Origin of the sequence: Saltatorellus ferox (genome assembly GCA_007751475.1) — a bacterium.
In the GTDB taxonomy this organism is placed as follows: domain Bacteria; phylum Planctomycetota; class UBA1135; order UBA1135.
The window spans coordinates 6,261,944-6,281,140 of the sequence record CP036434.1 but is presented as its reverse complement, the minus strand read 5'-3'; the positions used below and the strand labels follow the sequence as shown (position 1 = coordinate 6,281,140).

15 protein-coding genes are annotated in these 19,197 nt (G+C 66.6%); 3 read left to right on the top strand and 12 right to left on the bottom strand.

From position 1 onward, the window contains the following. Nucleotide 1: 1 nt before the first annotated feature. From Poly30_RS22695 to Poly30_RS22680, 4 genes are read right to left on the bottom strand one after another with little or no spacing between them, the layout of a single operon-like run. Nucleotides 2–901: a class I SAM-dependent methyltransferase gene (locus Poly30_RS22695; RefSeq protein WP_145202854.1), complete on the bottom strand. Its 900-nt coding sequence runs from the start codon at nucleotides 899–901 to the stop codon at nucleotides 2–4. A gap of 57 nt (nucleotides 902–958) precedes the next feature. Further along, nucleotides 959–2,059 carry a glycosyltransferase family 4 protein gene (locus Poly30_RS22690; protein WP_145202851.1) on the bottom strand — a complete coding sequence of 367 codons (1,101 nt, stop codon included), beginning with the start codon at nucleotides 2,057–2,059 and terminating at the stop codon, nucleotides 959–961. Continuing rightward, nucleotides 2,059–2,472, bottom strand: a complete 414-nt coding sequence (locus tag Poly30_RS22685; RefSeq protein ID WP_145206361.1) for a 6-pyruvoyl trahydropterin synthase family protein — start codon at nucleotides 2,470–2,472, stop codon at nucleotides 2,059–2,061. The genes Poly30_RS22690 and Poly30_RS22685 overlap by 1 nt, the downstream gene beginning before the upstream one ends. A gap of 8 nt (nucleotides 2,473–2,480) precedes the next feature. Continuing rightward, entirely contained in the window at nucleotides 2,481–3,380 is a 900-nt protein-coding gene (locus tag Poly30_RS22680) for a zinc-dependent alcohol dehydrogenase (protein ID WP_419190522.1), read from the bottom strand. Between the two features lie 186 nt (nucleotides 3,381–3,566). Here Poly30_RS22680 and Poly30_RS22675 point away from each other — a divergent pair, with 186 nt between their 5' ends. From Poly30_RS22675 to Poly30_RS22665, 3 genes are read left to right on the top strand one after another with little or no spacing between them, the layout of a single operon-like run. Then, nucleotides 3,567–4,409 carry a CDP-alcohol phosphatidyltransferase family protein gene (locus tag Poly30_RS22675; RefSeq protein WP_145202845.1) on the top strand — a complete coding sequence of 281 codons (843 nt, stop codon included), beginning with the start codon at nucleotides 3,567–3,569 and terminating at the stop codon, nucleotides 4,407–4,409. Next, nucleotides 4,406–5,014 (top strand): GTP cyclohydrolase I FolE, encoded by a 609-nt coding sequence (gene folE, locus Poly30_RS22670; protein WP_145202842.1) that lies wholly within the window; start codon nucleotides 4,406–4,408, stop codon nucleotides 5,012–5,014. The genes Poly30_RS22675 and folE overlap by 4 nt, the downstream gene beginning before the upstream one ends. Before the next feature lie 22 nt (nucleotides 5,015–5,036). Further along, a complete protein-coding gene (locus Poly30_RS22665) occupies nucleotides 5,037–5,987 on the top strand; it encodes an aldo/keto reductase (protein ID WP_145202840.1) in 951 nt (316 codons plus the stop codon). A gap of 373 nt (nucleotides 5,988–6,360) precedes the next feature. Here Poly30_RS22665 and Poly30_RS22660 read toward each other — a convergent pair whose 3' ends face one another. The 8 genes from Poly30_RS22660 to Poly30_RS22625 form a co-directional block, all read right to left on the bottom strand. Next, nucleotides 6,361–8,595 carry a discoidin domain-containing protein gene (locus tag Poly30_RS22660; protein ID WP_145202837.1) on the bottom strand — a complete coding sequence of 745 codons (2,235 nt, stop codon included), beginning with the start codon at nucleotides 8,593–8,595 and terminating at the stop codon, nucleotides 6,361–6,363. A 265-nt stretch (nucleotides 8,596–8,860) separates the two neighbouring features. Further along, complete coding sequence (locus Poly30_RS22655) at nucleotides 8,861–10,699, bottom strand: MlaA family lipoprotein (RefSeq protein WP_419190521.1); 1,839 nt, start codon at nucleotides 10,697–10,699, stop codon at nucleotides 8,861–8,863. Nucleotides 10,700–11,188: 489 nt separating this feature from the next. Further along, nucleotides 11,189–12,031: a dienelactone hydrolase family protein gene (locus Poly30_RS22650; RefSeq protein ID WP_145202831.1), complete on the bottom strand. Its 843-nt coding sequence runs from the start codon at nucleotides 12,029–12,031 to the stop codon at nucleotides 11,189–11,191. Nucleotides 12,032–12,081: 50 nt separating this feature from the next. Next, on the bottom strand, nucleotides 12,082–14,271 hold the full coding sequence (ppk1, locus tag Poly30_RS22645; RefSeq protein ID WP_145202828.1) for a polyphosphate kinase 1: 2,190 nt from the start codon (nucleotides 14,269–14,271) through the stop codon (nucleotides 12,082–12,084). Between the two features lie 194 nt (nucleotides 14,272–14,465). Then, entirely contained in the window at nucleotides 14,466–15,503 is a 1,038-nt protein-coding gene (locus Poly30_RS22640) for a LamG-like jellyroll fold domain-containing protein (protein WP_145202825.1), read from the bottom strand. A 371-nt stretch (nucleotides 15,504–15,874) separates the two neighbouring features. Then, complete coding sequence (locus Poly30_RS22635) at nucleotides 15,875–16,609, bottom strand: hypothetical protein (RefSeq protein WP_145202823.1); 735 nt, start codon at nucleotides 16,607–16,609, stop codon at nucleotides 15,875–15,877. Beyond that, the gene (locus Poly30_RS22630; protein WP_145202820.1) at nucleotides 16,606–17,451 is read right to left on the bottom strand and encodes a DUF4261 domain-containing protein; all 846 of its coding nucleotides are present in this window, start codon (nucleotides 17,449–17,451) and stop codon (nucleotides 16,606–16,608) included. The genes Poly30_RS22635 and Poly30_RS22630 overlap by 4 nt, the downstream gene beginning before the upstream one ends. Nucleotide 17,452: 1 nt before the next feature. Next, nucleotides 17,453–19,189, bottom strand: a complete 1,737-nt coding sequence (locus Poly30_RS22625) for a CRTAC1 family protein (RefSeq protein WP_145202816.1) — start codon at nucleotides 19,187–19,189, stop codon at nucleotides 17,453–17,455. Nucleotides 19,190–19,197: the final 8 nt, after the last annotated feature.

The window sequence follows — 19,197 nt, the reverse complement described above, 5'->3', positions numbered from 1 at the left end:
CTCAGACCGGAGCCCGCAGCGCGAGGATGTCATAGTGGCCGACGACGAGATCGCTCTCGTCCGTGTCGATCCAGCGACGCCGCCGCTCGTACCACTCGTCCAGGAGCGCGCCATCGACGTCGGTGCCACGCAGCGCCTTCGTCACGTCGTCGAGGTAGCGCTCCTGCAGCTCCGTGTCGAGATCGTCGAGGATCCACGACGCGTCGAAGCACTGCACCGTGTTGCCGCGCGCCACCATCGCGCGTCCGTAGGTCGTGATCGCGTCGGCGCCGAGCGCGGGACCGAAGCCCTTGTCGCGGCGCATGTCCCTTTGGAAGGCCGCCATGATCTCACGATCATGGCGAGGCTCCATCGGACTCCATTCGACGTGCCCATCGACCACGAGGGTCATCAGGGCAGCGCCGACTCGGAAGTGCTCGAGCCGCGAGGAAAGATCCGTGACCCAGTGCCCGGACACGAGGTCGAGCAGCGCCGAGGAAGTGACGAGCTGCGCGCCCTTGATCGGCACGTCGTCCATGTCCGTCGACATGTCGAGGCAGCACGTGACCGTCTCGATCTCCAGCCTGGCGCTGATCGCGTCGCTGACGCGATGGGTTTCTTCCTCGATCTCCGCCATCGCTTCGTCGAGGAGATCCGGATCGCTGTCGACGAGGACCCAGCGCTGATGATGGATGCCCGCGGCCGCCAGGTTCGGCATCAGGTAGAGCGCGTTGCTGCCGGAGCCGGAGCCCAGGTCGACGATGTCCAGCGGCGAGAGGCGCTTTTGGGCGCCAGGCAGCGCGACGGCGCTGAGCAGGGCCTTCGTGGATTCCGTGCGAGCGCGGGCGTCCGCGTCGCGGCGCAGCGTCAGCCAGTCGGACTCGAAGCCCTCGGTCGAGGTGGAGGTGGTGGATGTCGACATCGGGGAGAGGCGTCCTGTCCAAGCAGGGTGAAGGCGGGAGCCGCGCTGGGGTGCGCGTCAGGGGTCGAGCACCGCCGAGAAGGACCGGGCGGATTCGTTCCAGGTGGGGAGCTTACGGCGTGCCTCCAGCGCCGTCCCGCGCCATTCGCTCCATCGCTCCGGGATGAGCAAAAGATCGGCCAGCTGCCGGCGGAGCGCCCCCGCGTCGCCGGGAGGGTAGCCAGCGCCTGCGAGCCGCTCATCGGCCGTACCGAGCCCCACGCCCCCGTGCTGGCGGAGCGTTTCCCCGAGTGCGCCGCCGGTCGAGGCGATGACGGGCAAGCCGCGGGCGAGAGCCTCTGTCACGACCATACCGAAGCCCTCGTAGCGCGCCGTGTGCAGCAGGACATGGGCGCGCAGGAAGTGGCCTCCGAGACTCTCTTCCGGAACCTCGCCGGTGAGTTCGATCTGCTCCGAGAGCCCAGCGACTTCGATCGCCTCGCGCAGTTCGGTCGCGCACTGCGGATCGAGGTCCTCGCGCCCGACGATCGTCCAGCGCCAGGGGCCGGGCAATTCGCGGGCGGCCAGCGCGGCGAGCCCGTCGAGGTGCGCCTTGCGCGGCGTCAGGGAACCCACCGAAAGAAGACGCAGGTCCGTGCCCGGTGTCCAGTCCTCGCCGGGCGGAGCCTCGTCGACGCCGGGCTCGACGACGTGCACCGGAATCCCGGGGACGAGCATGTCGAGCTCACGCAGGCGCCGCGCGGTGAACTCGCTCGTGACCACGATGTTCCGGACGCAGGCCAGCGCGCGGCGCTCCGACGCTAGCAGCTCCTGCGAAGACTCCGCCTCCTCGTCGCACAGCGGATGGTGGACGAGCGCGGTGAGCTTCAGGCGGTCGGCGTGCAGGCGCGCGATGCCTGGAAGCGCGCCCAGCGCCAGTCCGTCGACGACGACCCGCTCGCCACCGGGAATCCGCGCGAGCGCCGCGTCGGCTTCGCGGATGGCCCGCGCATCAGGGCGGGGATAGGAGCCGCCCGGCAGCTCGATCACGTCGACCCGGGCGCCGTGCGCGCGCGCCGCCTCGACCATTCGTCGGTCGTAGATCGTGCCGCCCGTTCGAGCGCCGAGACTCCCCGGAAGCACAAGAGTCCAGCCCTCGCCCTGCGTTGCCCTCTGCATCACATGGTGATCGGCGGGAACTCTCGCTCGTAGCTGGCGAAGGCGACGTCCGACTCCTGGAGGGTCACCTTCATCTTCGTCACTGCCTTGGCGGCTGCGCCGAGGTCTCCGGCCGTCATGCGTGCCAGCATTCGATCGAACACCACGTGGGCCATGAACTCGGTGGTCGTGTTCTTGCCGTCGAACTCCGGGAGGTCGTCGAGGTTCTTGAAGTTGAAGTCCTCGAGGATGGACGAGAGAACCTCGGACGCGGCGCCGATGTCCACGACGAGGCCGTCGGGGTCGAGTTCGGCCGCGAAGAAAGTCACGTCGGTGACGTAGGTGGCGCCATGGAGCGCCTGGGCGGGGCCGAAGATATCGCCGGAGAAGCTGTGGGCGATCATGAAGCGGTCGCGAACGGTGACGGAGTACATGGAGGCGCTCAAGGGAGAGAGGATGGAGTGGCCGGGTAGGCGAAGGCGGCGCACAGGGTCTCGGCGGCGGCCAGGCGCTCCGGGATCCTGTGCACGATCTGCTCGAAGGGATCCACGCTCGAGATGAGCGCGTCGAGGCGATCGTCGGCCAGCAGTCTCAGGGCGAGTTCGAGTCGGCGTGAATGATCCCATCGAGGTGCCTGATGGGGAGGGATGGTGCCTACCTGCGACGAGCGAAGCTGAAGGCGCTGGGAGTGGAAGGCGCCGCCCAGCTCGACCTTGACTTCACGATTCCCGTACCAGGATGCCTCGACGATGCGCGCCTCGGGCCCGGCGGCCTTCAGGGCGCTGGCGAGGCCGGTCGGCGAGCTGGAGGTGTGGATCACGAGGTCGCTGGCGGGCGCCGTCAAGGGGTCACCCACGCGGAAGGCGATGCCGAGCGCGCGGGCGACTTCTGCGCGCGATTCCTGGATGTCGACGATCGTCACGTCCGTTCCCGGGATTCGGGCGGCCAGGTAGCCGACCAGGAGACCCACCACCCCTGCCCCGATCACCGTGATTCGATCGCCCAGGGACGGCCGTCCATCCCAGAGCACGTTGATGGCCGTCTCCATGTTGGCGGCGAGCACGGCGCGTAGCGCGGGGATCCCGTCCGGGATCTCCGTCACCGCGTTCGAGGGCACACAGAAGACGTCCTGGTGGGGGTGGAGGCAGAAAACGGTGCGCCCGATCAGCCGCTCGGGACCCTTCGCCACGCGACCGACTGCCATGTACCCGTACTTGACGGGGAAGGGAAAGTCGCCGTTTTGGAAGGGTGCGCGCATCCGATCGTGCTCCGAATGCGGAACCCTCCCATGGTGCACCAGCGCCTCGGTGCCGCGGCTCAGGCCCGAGTACAGTGTTTGCACCAGAACGTCTTCACCCTGCCTTGAGGTCGGCGGTGTTCCATGGGCTTCCTCTCCGCGCAGTTCACCCTTCCCCGGCCCCGTCGCCCAGTACGCCGTGGCCCAGGTGGGGGAGCTTTGCGGTCCCGATGCCTCGTCCGGATCCCCGAATGCTGCCGTCATATCTGGTCCTTCTGATCATTCCTGCACATGTCTGACTCCTCTCCTTCGGACTCGCTGGCGATAGTACACCGTGGTGCGGTGATGTCCCGTAGTTCGTTGTCGTTCGGTCAGTCGCTTCGTGAGCGTATCAGGGTCCAGCAGGAGTCGCGTCGATCCGTGGTCGCCGCGACCCTGGCGTCGGCGTGCGTGCTCGTGGCGCTCTGGATCGGAGCCGGGCTATCCTTGGCCGCAGGCGCCGCCGCTGTGCTGCTCCAGGGCGTTTTGCTCTTCGGTTCGACCCGGAGGCTCCTGCGCCCGGGCTTTCACTCCGCGCCTCGTTTCGGTCGTGCCAACCAGGTGACGATGGCGCGCTCTTCGTTCGTGGCGGTTCTGCTGGCGTTTGCTCTGGATGCGGACAGCGCCGTGGAATGGACGCTCGGGCTCGCGCTGTTCGGCGTGGCGGCGCTCGTTCTGGACGGAGTCGACGGCGCGCTGGCACGGCGCGATGGCACCGCGAGCCGCTTCGGCGGCTGGCTGGATCAGGAGGTCGATGCGACGCTGATCGCCTGTCTCTCGATCCTCGTCTGGCGCACCGGCGTCGTCGGTCCCTGGATTCTGCTGGCGGGCGGCTTGCGCTATGGCTTTCTCGTTCTCCTCGCCGTCGCGCCGCGTTTTCGAGCGCCGCTTCCCTTCTCCCAGCGGCGTCGCGTCTGCTGCGTGATTCAGATCGCCTCGCTCCTCGCCTGCCTCGTGCCGTTCCTTCCCCTCAGACTGAAGATCTTCGTCGCGGCGTTCTCCGTCGCGGCGCTCGTGGCGTCGTTCGCCATCGACCTCGTGCTGCTCTGGCGGCAATCGCTTCGAACCCCAACCTCGGCCCCGGTCCTCCCATGACGCTGCAGTCCATCCCCCGTTCCTTGCAGGCAGAGCGCGCGCCCGTCACGCGCGAAGAAGCTCTGAAGAGCGTTCGTACGCTCCTTCGCTACATGGGAGAAGATCCCGAGCGAGAGGGGCTCCTCGATACCCCGAAGCGCTTCCTCAAGGCGTGGGACGATCTCTTCAGCGGATACCGCACTGACCCGCGCGAGGCGCTCGAGCGCACGTTCGAGGAAGTGGCGGGGTACGACGAGATCGTGATCCTGCGGGGCACCGAGTTCTACAGCCACTGCGAGCACCACGTGATCCCGATGAAGGGCACGGTCGATATCGCCTACCTGCCGAACGGGCGCGTCGTGGGGCTTTCCAAGCTCAGTCGCGTCGTCGAGGGCTACGCGAAGCGTCTTCAGACCCAGGAGGCGCTGACTGCGGAAATCGGCGACGCGATCGAAGAGGTCCTGCGCCCGCGCGGCGTCGCGGTCATCGTTCGAGCGCAGCACCAGTGCATGGCGATGCGAGGGGTTCGTCAGTGCGGGGCCGACACGGTCACGCAGACCCTACGCGGCGCCTTCCGCACCGATCCTGTCGAAGAAGCTCGCCTGTTCCGACTCCTCGACGCCTGACCTTTCTGCTCCAATACCGCCCATGCGATTCCTCACATTCAAAGGCGGCGACGAGATGCCCGCCCTCGGTCTCGGTACCTGGAAGTCCGCGCCCGGCGAGGTCGGGGCCGCCATCAAGGAGGCCATCAAGATCGGCTATCGGCATATCGACTGCGCGTCGGTGTACGGGAACGAGGCCGAGATCGGAGCGGCGTTGGCGGACGTGTTCGCCGAGGGAAACATCACGCGGGACGACCTCTGGATCACGTCGAAGCTGTGGTGCAACCGGCACGGACGCGAGGATGTGGTGCCCGCGATCCAGGCTTCCATCGACGACCTCGGGGTGGAGTACCTCGACCTCTACCTCGTGCACTGGCCGGTCGCGATCCGTTCAGGAGCGGAGCCGCCGACGGAGCCGGGCGACCTCGTGTCCCTGGAAGAACTCCCGCTCGAGGAGACGTGGGCTGGCATGGAGGAGGCGCTGGAGCTCGGGCTCGCGCGTCACATCGGCGTCTCCAACTACAGCGCGAAGAAGCTGGGTCAGCACCTCTCGATGGAGCATCCGCCGGAGTTGGACCAGGTCGAAATGCACCCGTACCTCGCCCAGCCCGACCTCTTGAAGTACGGGCAGGAGCACGGCATCCACCTGACCGCCTACTCGCCGCTGGGGTCGGGTGATCGTCCGGACAGCATGAAGGGCAAGGACGAGAAGGCGCTGCTCGACGACCCCGTGGTGAACGCCGTTGCCGCGCGACTTTCGATCACGCCAGCCCAGGTGCTGCTAGCGTGGGCGCTCGGGCGCGGAACCTCCGTGATCCCGAAGTCGGTGAACCCGAACCGACTCGCGGAGAACTTCGCCGCGGCAGAGATCGAACTGGATGCCCAGGCGATGTCCGACCTCGCGGCCCTCGATGATCATCGCCGCTACGTGACGGGCAACTTCTGGGCCAAGCCCGGAAGCCCGTACACGGTGGCGGGGCTCTGGGACGAGTGATCCGCGTGTCCGCGGATGAAGACGCGGCCAAGACGCAGCACCTCGAGCTGCCGCTCCTTCTGCAGACCCGATCAGGACGGCTGCCCGACCGCCGCCACGTCGTCGTGCAACTGGGGGCCACAGACCTGGAGATCAGCGATCAAGTCGTGGCCCAGAACGGCAGCGGAGCCCCGTTCTCCTACGAGAAGGTCACCTCCGAACCTGGCGCCAGAATCCTGCTGGCACCCCAAGAGCGCCCCATCAAGGTCGACGAACCGGAACAGTCGCACCTGGTCCGTTCATTCCGGTACAAACGGACCAGGTCCGTTCATTCCGGTACGAACGGACCAGGTGCATTCATGTCGGAAGAGTTGAGGCAGGTGGGTCTGGCTAGCTACTTCTCCGATGTGCGCGGCGCATTCGAAGTCCGGATCGAGGAGGTGCCCAGGGGTGACTCGTGCGCGGTCAACCAGACCTCGGGGGAGAGATCGGTGCCTCCTCCTTTCAGGCTCAGCACCACCACTTCGATGGTCTTGCCGATCACGTCAGGCGTGAGCGGGAACAGGTAGGTGTAGCCATGGTCCATCTCGACGTTCTGGTACTCCCAGGTGTTGCTCGGGAAGGAGACGGCGCGGTCCGGTGCGCCGACGAGCTGGCCGTCCAAGCGCAGGGCTGCCCAGGCGCCTTCGTTGCCGTGTTGGCCCTCGATGGCCACGGCGAGAAAAGACCTGGGTGCGAGCTCTTCGAGGATGAAGGAGCCAGTCCAAGCGGCGACGGCTGGATTGGCTGAGTAGGGGGTGAACAGGTTCGAAGCTCTCCATAAGTCGCAGCTCGTCCGAGAGCCGTCCACGTAGCCGTAGATCTCCGCGAGACGGCGCGGGGCACCCTGGATACGGAGGTAGCGAACGCGGGCGCCTTCGGGGAAGTGAAGGACGGCGATGGTGCCGACTCCGCCGGGAACGTCCACCTCGGTCCAGGACTTCAGGTCGTCGGAGTACTCCGCGACCGAATCTTCCGCCCATCGATTCGACTCCAGATGGTCGTCGTGCGCTTCCCTGCCCATCGTGCGGATCACGAGCCTGTCGAGGGGAAGGGCCTCTCCGAGGTCGAGGCGGAAAGCGCCTCCTTCCCGTCGCGCGCGAAAGAACGTATCCAGCTTGCCGTCGAACAGCTGACGATCCCAGATGGCGCGGTTCACGAACATGGGTTGGTCGAGAAAGGCCGCGCGGGCGGCCGCGACCTCGGGGATCGCGGTCGGGCCCGAGCGCTCGAGCGAGCGGATCTCGAGCGCATTGTTGTCGGCAGCGAAGCACGTGGCCTCGTAGAGAGCCTCTGCGTCTGCGGGCACTTCGGCCGGCAGCAACGTGACGAGGTGTCGGTGCCAAGGCTCCTTCAGGGTCGTTGCCGGGACCTCGGCGCCGGCAGGCGCCATCGACCCAAGCGGCTCGGCCGAAACGGCAACGAGGCACACCCGGAACGGATCGACCGTCACCTCGAAGACACCTTCGTACGACGACGGATCGGCGGTCCAATCCGTGGGATGGTACTGATAGACGTGGAGGGGGCCGCCCCCGGAAATGCCGATCGTCTCATCGAGCGGGATCGAGTAGGTCACCGGTTCCCAGGTCAGATTGCGCAGGGTCAGGAAGCGTGTGCGCTCATCGCCCCGCGAAACCGCGTGGGGACCGAATCGCTCCTCGGGCAGCCCGATCGCGTCGACCAGAATCTCGCCGTGAAGACGGTAGAGGTTGCAGAGCCGCGCCAGTTTCGGAAACTCCTCGTCGCGTAGGAACCACGGGCTGCCGTAGATCTCCGGGCCGAGGATCGTGCCTCGGTTGAAGGTCTGGAGCACGAGATCGTCGTCCCATCGTTCGAGGCAGGAGGAGAGGCACACGCCGTGATCCTCGATGTCACGCCGCAGGCTCGGCGGGTAAGGGCGGGCGAGCGCACCCGCGCGGTGGTGAGGCGCGGTGGTCTCGTTCCAGCTGAAAACGTCGATGTACGTTTCTACTCCCTCCCAGAGGGACGTGGACACACCCTCGCGGTTCTCGAGAAGCTCGACGCGCTCGTTCAGCACCAGGAGGTCCGGCACATATTCACGGCACTTCGCGAGCGTCTCGAGCAGGACATCGAGCTTCCCTGGCCGCAGTCCACCCGCCACGGAGTCGAGCTTGAACATCGCGAAGGCATGGTCGCGGCAAAGACTGACGTACATCTCCGATCGGATCCGTTCTTTCTCGGGTGTCTCGCCGAACCCGTCCGGGCCAAGCCAGATACCGAGCCGGCAGCCGAACTGCGCCGCCCGTTCACTGAGTGGTCCGAAGCCGCGGGGGAACTGCTCGAGAAACGACTCGCTCTGAAGACTTCCGTAGTGGTCCGGTATCAGCCGACCGACGCCCGCCGTATACGGTCCATCGTCGATGTTGCCCACGTCGAGCAAGTACACGTCAAGCTCCATTCCGTACTCGTCATGCATCCACCGGAAGAATTCCAGGTTGACGAGCGTATGCGCCTCCGTGCTTCCCTCGTACTGGCTGTTGATCCAGTCGAAGTAGTAGGCGCGCGATGGGGAGTGAGCCGTGACGGGCTTCGAGTGCGCGCCACCTGTCTGGGCAGATACGGAGCACAAGGCTCCGAGGGATACCGCAAGGAATCCGCGGATTCGCAGAGTACGGGCATCGCGGCGGGTGAGTATGTTCACAAGGGACCCTATGGTTAGAGACGGTCAACGGGAGAGCCACATGCTACTCCCCGGGCTACCAGGCTCACGTGGATCCACCGCTACGTTGGATCTGATGACCGACCCTTCGATCGAGTCAGGCGTTCTCACCTCCGATTTGTGGAGGTGTACCACGACGTGATCCGCAGCGTTCTCGTGGGGCTGCCGATGGGGGTCAGGGCGTCGGTCCGCTGACTTCCGTCGCCTCGTCGATTTCCGACTCGATCACCTTGCGGACCTCGTCGAGGTGCAGGTTGCCGAGGTGCCCGCCGCGCTCGAACACGGTCACACGATCCTCGCCGAGGAGTTCCGTGATCCACTCGAGGTCGCCCGGAGCGAGCAGGAAGTCATTGCGGTTCGTGACGAATCGCACCCGCGGATTGGCGGCGAGTTCGGCCTGGATCGAGCGCACACTGCAGAGTTCCAGAAGGTGCTCGGCGCCGGCTTCCGTCACGTCGATTTCACCGGACAGCCGCTCGGACTGCGCCATGGCGGGCAGCGCGAACGCGTAGATGTACTCCATGAACGAGAACTGCTCGATCTCGCCCTCGACGAGCGTCCGCCTCTCGGAATCGATCGGCGCGTGCAGAACACCTAGATCCTCGATGACCTGAGTCTGGAAGATCACGTCCTGGATCGTGGTTCGAAAGAGGAGCCCGATGATGAAGCGTGCTTCGTCCCGGGTGAACGGTAGCACGGTGCTGTCCGGCTCCAGGTTGCCGTTCGTGAGGCGCAGCGTCTTGGCAAAGAGCTGGTCGAGCCACGCGCGCCGCTCTTCTTCCGGGATCTCCAGCGGCGAGTTGTAGAACGCATCGAGCTGCTGGGCTCCGTAGGCGAGGCTCAGCGGTGCGTTGATCGCGACGTATGCCTCGAAGTCGATCAGATCCGGATCCTTCTCGGCGGCGGCGATGAAGAGCGTCGTGATGCCACCGAACGAGATGCCGCCGACGCGCTGTCCGAGGATGCGACCCGGGAACCTCGTCCGCAGGTCCGCGTCGATGGCGCCGAGCAGCTCGTGCGTGTCCCGTGCGTCCGACGGGATGAAGCCAGGAACGGCCTCGGTAAGGGCCGATTCGATGAATTCGAAGTTCAGTGAACTGGAGATCGTGACGGCGGACTGGCCCGTGCTGTACACGACTTCGGCCAGGGCGACCGATGAAGACCCCAGCCGATGGCCGCCGAGCCCGGGGATGATGTAGTCGACGGGCGCCGCGTCCGGCTGGAGCCAGACGGAGTAGGAGATCTCCTTGCCGGTCGAAGGATGGATCACCGAGAAGCGCTGCGCTTCATATACGAATTCGGGGCTCTCCGGCACGAGGAAGACGGCGCCCAGGGTATCGGTCGCGCCGCTCGGCGTCCCGGCGGGCACGTCGCCGGGAGCTGATTCGACGGCGTTCGCCTGGCTCGACTCCGCGGCGGGATCGAACACGTCCATCGCGTCCCGCGAGAGCAGGTACAGAAAGCGCGAGAGTTCGTACGGGTCGTACTGGGACCGAAGCGCGGTGACGAGGCCCGGGAGCTGATCGCTGAGCCGGTTGAGGCTCCGGACCTGGGCCGCCGGCGTGTAGTAGGCCGCGATATCCACGCACCAGTCTCCGAAGAACCCGACACTGTCGCGCCAGGTGATCGCTCCGAAGAACGGCGCCATCAGGAACGTGGACCTCTTCCAGCCCCAGGCCTGGAACGTCTGCCCGAAGTCCTCGACGCTGGGCTCGATGCCCCAGCGCGTTGCGGGATCGCGCAGGCCCGCGATGCCGACGGTCGAGTTGATGGCGAAGCGCTCGGTTTCGCGCCAGGCTCCGTCGAACTGTCCCTGCAGCAGGTTGTTGATCAGCCTGCCGGGGTAGAGCAGGTTGTCGAAGGCGCGCTCGGCGCTGCTGCGAACGATGCGCGGAACGATCCCTCGGTACAGCCGAGCGATCGGTTCACCCAGCCCGATCAGCACGCTCTCGTTGAGCTTGAAGATCGCGCGGTTGACGGGCTCCAACGGGTCGTCGTAGGAAGGGAACGACACTTCTTCCCTTTGGAAGTAAGTCTCACCTGGCCCCTCGTACTTGCTCCAGTCGAAGGGAGGGGACGGAGAGACACAGCTGGATACCGCTCCAAAGAGGAACGCCGCGGAGATCCACGAGCCGGGGAGCGATCTGCGCCAGGCGGGGACGCACCGGGGGGAAATACGCTGGAAGCGAGACGGAAGAAAGAAGCTCAAGCGCGATGCCGACAGGCAGGAAAGAGTGGGGGATCCGAGGGGGTTAGGAGTCTGCGCCACAGAATGCGGTTTCGCGAGTGGCGTCAGGATTCACGCTCGCGGCGTTGCGCCCAACCCTAACGGCATCGAAACCATGGGGGGGCCGGCGCGCTTTGCGAGCGTGAATCCTGACGGCACTCGCGAAACCGCATTCTGTGGCGCAGACTCCCAGACCGCAGCGTATCCGAGGAACGGTAGCCCAGGGACATCAGGGGAACCTAAAGGACTCCGCCTCGGCAAGCCCCGTGCCCTTGCCTATAGCGCCGCAGCGAACATTGCCTTGAGTGCTTCCCAGCTCCGCTCGTCTGCCGCCGCGTCGTAGGCGAGCGGCAGGTCGGGGAACTTTTCGCCCATGGCGGTCGCGTCGGGATTGGTGAACCCGTGGACGGCCGTCGGGAAGATGATCGTCTTGATCTCTTTCATTCCGTCGGTCCTGAGTTCTTCCTCGAGCTCTTCCACCTGTTCGAGCGGAACCAGCGGGTCGGCTCCGCCCGTCGCGATGAGCGCGTAGCTGAGGCGGCCGGCATCTTTGGCTCCGAGCGCGGCTCCGACCGAGCCATGGAAGCTCGCCACCGCGTCCACGGTCGCCGTCTCACGCGCCATCTTGAGCGCGATGCCGCCGCCCATGCAGTAGCCGATCGCGCCCGTCTTGTTGGGGTTGACACCCTCCTGGGAGTTCAGCACCTCGAGTGCCGCGCGGAAGCGGGCTTCCATCACGTCGGCGTTCGCCATCACCTCGCCCGCGAAGGCGCCGGCGTCAGTGGGGTGCGAGGCCGTCTTGCCCGAGCCGTACATATCGAGGGCGAACGCCACGTAGCCGAGTTCGGCCAGCTCGTCGGCGCGCCTGCGCACGTAGTCGTTATGACCCCACCACTCATGGATGACCAGCACGCCGGGGGCCGACTTCGCATGCTCGCTCGGTCGCGCGAGGTAGCCGGTCAGCGCCACGCCGTCGGCTTCGTACTGGATCTCCCGGGACTCGATCGAGGCCGCCGCGGGGGAGCCGTGGTCAGCGCTGGAGGAGGCGCAGGAGGTCGCCAGGAAAGGGGCCTGGAGGAGGAAGAGGAAGAGGGGAGTGAGACAGGAGAAGCGTTTCATGATGATCGCCAGTCTACGCTCCGGGGCTCCCTCTTCGTGTGGCCACCTCGTCAGGCTGGCCGAAGCTCGTGGCGTCGCCCGCCGCCCTCCAGATCGACCTTGTCGGGCTCGGGCACGGAGGCGATCCGCTTCAGCAGCTCGACCTGGGGGTCGACGCTGCCACCGGTCCGGTGATAGCTCCCACCCGATTCCAGGTCCCATGCCGCCACGTCGTCACCCAGGTAGATCTCGAGGTCCTCGGCGATGAGGCGGTCCTTGATGCTCAGGTCTTCGATGGGGAAGCAGGTCTCCACGCGGCGATAGAGGTTCCGCGACATCCAGTCCGCGCTGCTCGCGAAGAGGAGGCGGTCTCCGCCAGCTTCGAAGAAGACGAGGCGCGAGTGCTCCAGGAATCGACCCAGCACCGAGCGCACGCGAATGTTGTCCGAGACGCCGGGGACGCCGGGCCTGAGGCAGCACGCGCCTCGGATGATGAGGTCGATCTGGACGCCCGCCTGGCTCGCCTCGTAGAGCGACCGGATCGTGCGCTGCTCCGTGAGCGCGTTCATCTTGGCGATGATGCGTGCGGGCTTCCCGGCGCGAGCGTTGACGGCCTCCTGGGCGATCAGCTCGCGCATCTCGTGACGAAGCGTGAACGGCGCGTCGAGCAGCTTGCGCAGGGGCTGCATCGCGCCGAGCCCGGTGAGCCGGTGAAACAGGTGATGGACGTCGTCGGCGATCGCCTCATCGGCGGTGAGGAGCCCGACGTCGGTGTAGGCGCGGGCGGTGCCTGCGTGGTAGTTGCCGCTCGACATGTGCACGTAGCGCACGAGGCCGTCAGGCTCGCGCCGGACGATCAGCGTCATCTTCGCGTGCGTCTTGTAGCCGACGACGCCGTAGACGACCTGGGCGCCGACGTCCTGGAGCTGGGTCGCGAGGTCGATGTTCTCGGCCTCGTCGAAGCGCGCGCGTAGCTCGACGACGGTCGTGACCTGCTTGCCGTTCTCCGCGGCCTCGACGAGCGCCGAGACGATGGGGGAGTTCTTGTCCGTGCGGTAGAGCGTCTGCTTGATCGCGAGGACGTCGGGGTCGCTCGCGGCGCGACGGATCAGGTCCACGACGGGGGCGAACGACTCGTAGGGGTGATGGAGAACGATGTCCGCCTGACGGATCGCCTCGAAAGGATCTTCGGTGCGCGCGAGCTGGCGCGGGAAGCGAGCGGTGAACGGCGGGTACTTGAGGTCCGGCCGATCGGCCATGCCGTGGAGCACGCCGAGGCGCCCGAGGTTCACGGGACCGTCGACGCGGTACAGGTCGTCTTCCGGAAGTTCGAAGCGCTTGAGCAGGAACGTCGAGACCTCGTCGGGGCAGTCGGAGGCGACCTCGAGGCGCACGGCCTCGGCGTACTTGCGCTCGGGCAGCTCGCCCTCCAGCGCTTCGAGGATGTTTTCGACCTCCTCGTCGTCGACCCAAAGCTCGCTGTTGCGCGTGACGCGGAACTGATGGCAGCCGAGCACTTCCATGCCCGGGAAGAGTGTGGCGATGTGCGCGTGTACCACCGACGAAAGCATGACCCAGGCCATGTCGTCCCCCGTGATCGTGCGGGGCAGCGCGATGAGGCGCGGCAGAGCTCGGGGGACCTGAACCACCGCGATCCCGGTCTCACGGCCGAACGCGTCGTCGCCGTTCACGAGGACGATGAAGTTGAGGCTCTTGTTGAGGATCTTCGGGAACGGATGCGAGGGATCGAGCCCGACCGGCGTGAGGATCGGTTCGACCTGGCGCCGAAAGTAGGTGCTGATCCACTCGGCCTGCTCTTCCGTCCAGACGTCCCGGCGCAGGATGCGGATGTTCTCCTTCTCCAGTTCGGGGAGCAGCACCTCGTTCAGCGCGCGATACTGATCGGCGACGAGCGTTCGTGCCCCGAGTCCGATGTCGGTCAGCACCTGTCGCGTCGAGCGCCCGTCGATCTCCGTCATGCTGGAGCCGTGGGTCGAGCGCTCCTGGTGCGAGGCCTTGCGCACCTCGAAGAACTCGTCGAGGTTCGTGCTGGAGATCGTGAGGAACTTCAGTCGCTCGAGCAGAGGAATGCGGTCATCCAGCGCCTGCGCGAGCACGCGACGATTGAACTCCAGCAGGCTGAGCTCGCGGTTGAGAAACAGCTCGGGCGAGGCGAATCCGGGCGAGGGCCGCGGCCCGGTGGTCTCGAACTCGTGGTGCCCCTCCAGCTCGTCGGGCGTGTTTCCTAGGTCGTCCAGCATCTCGTGAGAATCGTGTCGGAAGATTCTTCTCATTCCCCAAGGGGAAAGGGGAGCTCGCTGGTGATTCTCGCGCCGAAATTTGGCGTGCGGGACCGCGGCAGCTCTCCTGGCCGCCGAGACCCGCACTCTTTGCTGAATCTTGACCCTGGACCGCCAGAGTCTGCCGTTCACCTGGAACCGGGCGCTCGGGCCGTTTACAGAAAGTCGACCTGCAGCCCGTCCGAGAAGTTCGACGTCGGGACCCCTCCGGCCGAGTCGCGGTACCAGACCTGGAAGTTCCAGGTCTCGCCAGGCTGGACGGATACGAATCCGTTCGGCTGGGGCGTCGCGGTCAGGTCGATGGCCAGGCTGATCTCACCGGCCAGGTTCGACTGCTGGATCTGGCCCGGGCCCACGTAGCGTCCAACGGATCCGGTCACGCAGAGGTTGCCCGCGCTGCCACCTGGGTTCATGGCGAAGCCCTGGGTCTGGCTCGTGATGAAGAACGCGAAGGAGAACACAGGCATGTCCCTGGCGCCCAGCTCGAAGCTGTTGTTCGTCACGACGGTCGAGCCTGTCCCGAAGATAGAGGCCGCGACCCCCGTGGAGTTCACGGCCGGGGTGCAGTAGTTCATGCCGCTGCCTCCGGTGCATGCCGCCCAGCTGGTGATCTCGCTCTGGTCCACGGCTCGCCGATAGACCCTGAACTCGTCGATCGTGCTGCCCGTGAGCATGGTGCCGCCCAGGTGACCTCCGACCTGAAAGTCAGCTGCAGTCCCGTTGAGGTCCAGCGCCGAGCTCTGCGGCATGGTCTCTGTGAGTACGCCGTCCAGGTAGCCCCGTATCTCCTGGGCGACCGAGTCGTAGACGAAGACGATCTGGTGGGGGGTGCCGAGTGTTGTGGCGCCGTCGATCACGATGTCACCGCCGGGGGAGCGCAGCATGATATTGTCCTGGCCAGACGCACCGTTGCAGAAGCACCGCATGGTGGACGCGCTGTTGGCCCCGAAGAAGTACTGGAATCCGTTCCCGCCCGTTTCGAGGTCCACGATCATGCCGATGGTCCAGCTGCTGGTTCCGAAGTCGACCGCGTAGTTGGTCTCGATCAGCAAGGAACTGCCGACGGACTCGGCGGCAAAGCCTCTTCCGCAGCCGGTGCTCGGCGTGAAGATCATCCCCTGGTTGGTCGCGGCGGCGGCGTAGCCAGGCGAGGCCACGTTGGTGACGTCCATCCCATCGAAGGTGAAATGCATGATCTCGGGCGCCTGGGCGAGGGCTGCCGGGGCGGAGACGAGAAGGGACCCGACGAACTGGGGGAGGTGTTTTATGAGTAGAGGCTGCAGGGCGAGGTGCGCCGGTGACCGTTCGACCCCATGGGAGAACCGCCGGGCGAACGCGGTAGAGGATAGCTCTCCAAAAACCTACCAGAGTCTGGCGGCCTCGCCCGCCTTGACTCGTCCTGAGGCAATTCGTCGCGCTGATTTCTGGCCACCTGCCCTCCCAGGGATCGTTGGGGAGCGCTCCCGTGTGTTCGAAGTCCTTGACGTTGCGCGTCATGTGATGGAGGCGCGAGCGACTCCAGCGAACGGTCGCAGCGCAGGACCGCCGCTTCCCACCCGGAGGTTCAGCGGCCCGGCTTCAGGCGGCAGAAGCGGATCACATCGCCCACGATGGCCGACGTGCGGCCCGTCGGGGAGACCTTCAGGTCTCCGCCCGCTTCGTGCACGATCGGCGTCCAGACGAGAAGCTCCTCGTCGGTGGTGGTGAGGAGGGTGTCCTGGGCCGCGGCGGCGAGCGCGTTGCGCACCAGTTCTGCGGCCGCGAGGCGCTCGCGCTTGGGGCGGCCTCCGCCCACGGCCTCGCGCGTTCCCTGGCGCTCGTAGAGCTGGTCGTGGAGCGCGGGGAAGGCCTCGGGGTCCGTCAGGACGCTCGTCATCCAGACGTGGTCGCGGGGACGCAGGTCACTGCCGCGCCACTCGGCGGTACGGGGCGTCGGGAGGTGCTTGTCGACGCTCTTGATCGCACGCGTGAGCTCGGTGGCCTCCCGGCCCTCGATGCTGATCCACGCGACCTTTCGGTCGAGGACGATCGCCTCGAACATCATCGGCGCGAGTTCCGCGACCGCCGCGCCGATATAGAGCGACTTGCCGCCGGGCTTCAGCTGTTCGCCGATCTCCGAGGCGAGCTTCAGGCCCGCGTCGACGATCGCGTTCCGGCGCTCTTCGTCGAAGAAGCCGGACGCGTCGCCTTCGCAGTAGACCGGCGCGAGAACCTCCCAGTCGATGGCCGCGTCGAGTTCGGCGAGGACGGCGCCGAAGCGCTGGATGGAGTGTTCTTCCAGGGAAGCGGAGTCGCTCATGAAGGCGGCGCCTCGGCGCCCGTTCCCGCGGCCTGCGCGGGGCTGAGGGGAATCCAACGCGTCACCTTGCGCGCCGGTGTGATCTGGGCGTCGGCCTCGAGGCCCGCGCGCCAGCGCAGGCCGCCGGGGCCCTCGTAGATGACGCCGTCCTCGAGGGCGCCGCCCTCGCGCGCGAGATGGTGCGCGACGTCGAACAGAAAGCCGAGGACCTCGTAGGGCGAGACGTCCTTGAGATCCGAGGGGAACACGGCCTCCGCGTCGGGCTGGCCGATCTGGCGCAGGCCGACGAGGTCGGCGACGTGCGTGCCCATGCCGGCGTCCGCGAGGCGCCCGTTGATCCAGTTCTGCATCGGGAGCGCCTCCTGGTCCTCGGCGGAACCACGGATCTGGCCCATGATGTGGCCGTCGCGCAGCGCTTCCCCGGCAGGGAAGAACGCGCACAGGCCCTCGGGGTCCGCGAGGAACGCCATCGAGAGGCGCTCCAGCTCTTCGGTCTGGGCGACCGGGCTGCCCGTCGCCTCGACGACGGCGAGGTGGACGAAGCTGCGATGCACCCGGACGCAGAGTTCCGCGGGCTTCCAGACCGCGTTCTGGTCCCCGGCGCGCATCAGCGCGCCGGGATGGAGCCCGGCTGCGACTCCGCCGAGTTCGGCCAGCGACTCGGGATCTTCGTCGGGCCACTGGGCGTTGAAGGCCTGCACGTGCACGACGCCGACGGGCGAGTCAACGCGCACGTACTCTTTCAGAAGCGCGACCTCACCCAGCCCGGAGAGCTGGGTGAGGCGCGCGTAGATCCCCTCGAGGTCCGGGGCGGTTCGGAAAAGGACGGCGGCTACGTTCACGTCACTCGCCGCGCTTCAGCACGTGGTACTGGCCCGCGGCGAGATCACCGAACGCCTGTTCGGTTCCGTCGGGCCAGCGAACGCGGACGTCCTTGGCCATCTCGCCGGCGCCGAGGCCGAAGTGGACGCGCGGGTCGTTGCTGGAGAGGTAGCTGTAGCACGGTTCCGCCTGGCGCTGCTGGCGCGTGCCTTCTTCCATTCCAGCGATCGAGACGCGTGCACCGTGGACGTCGGCCAGCTTGCCGCGCTTCTCCTCGACCACCCGGAAGCCGACCCAGTGCGTGCCCGCTGCGGGCGCGTCGTTGCGCAGGATCTCGACGTTCGCGTCGAGATCCACGACCACCGCGTCGACGTCGCCGTCTCCGTCGAGGTCGCCGAACGCCGCGCCGCGGCTCGTGCCGATGACGGGATTCGCGGTCGCGCCCTCTTCCTGTACCAGCGAGAGGCGAACGTTCTTGCCGCGCATCTGGCCCCTGTAGAGGTGGTTCGGCTCCGCATAGGCGTCCGTCTTGCTGAAGCGCTCATCGTCCTTCCAGGCCTGAACCGCGCCGTTCGCCACGAACAGGTCGAGGACGCCGTCGTGGTCGAAGTCATGGAAGCCCATGCCGAAACCGGTCATGTTGAGGCTCGCGCGCGACGTTCCCGTCATGTTCGTCTTGTCGCTGAACTTGCCGTTGCCGAGGTTGCGGTAGAACGTGTTCGTCTCGCGGCGGAGGTGCGTCATGTACAGGTCGAGGTGCCCGTCCGAGTCCATGTCGATGAACTGAACGCCCATGCCCGCCTCGGGCGCACCGAGGCCGTTGACCGCGCAGCCGACCTCGAGCCCGATGTCCTCGAACTTGCCCGCGCCGTCGTTGCGCCAGAGCACGTTGGGCGTGGCATCGTTCGCCACGTAGACGTCGGCGTCACCGTCGTTGTCGTAGTCGCCGACGGTCACGCCGAGCCCGTTGCCGAAACCCGCCTCGATGCCCGCGCGGATCGTCGCGTCGCCGTAGCCGAGGCGCCCGTGCATGTAGAGCACGTCGACGCTGGGGGCGTTGTAGTTGTTCGGGCTGCAGTAGTCGGGCTCGCCGTAGTAGTTCACGCACGGCGTCTCGATCGCCTCGGACCAGCCGAGGTTGTTGACGACGTAGAGGTCGAGTCCGTTCTTGCCGTCGGCGTCGAAGAACACGGCGCTGGTGGCCCAGCGCGCGTCGTCGACCTTCAGCTTCTTCGACTGATCCGTGAAGGTGCCGTTGCCGTTGTTGACGTAGAGCTTGTTCGGCCCGACGTTGGTGACATAGAGATCGATGTCCCCGTCGCGGTCGAAGTCGGCGCACGCGGCGCCCATGCCGTAGGTGGTGTCGCCGACCCCGGCCTCGTCGGTGACGTCCGTGAAGAGGATCAGGCCGCCCGCGCTGTCGTTGCGGAAGAGCTTGTTGCCCGGCGGCGTCGGCGCGGGTGCTTCTCCCTCTGCCGGCGGTGGCGGCGGCGTGAGGACGCCGCCCTGCACGAGGTACAGGTCGAGGTCGCCGTCCCCGTCATAGTCGAAGAGGGCGGTGCCTCCGCCCATGATCTCGGGGAAGCGGAACCTGTCGGTGCGGTCGGAGACGTGGCTCCAGGTGACGCCGGCTTCCTTCGCGACCTCGGTGAACCAGGGCTTCATGGCTGCGCCACCTTCCTGGGGCAGGGCGCTGGAAGGAGCGGGCGACGCGAGGCCGAAGAGCAGCGCGGTGAGGATCTTATGCTGGTGAATCATCGAATCGT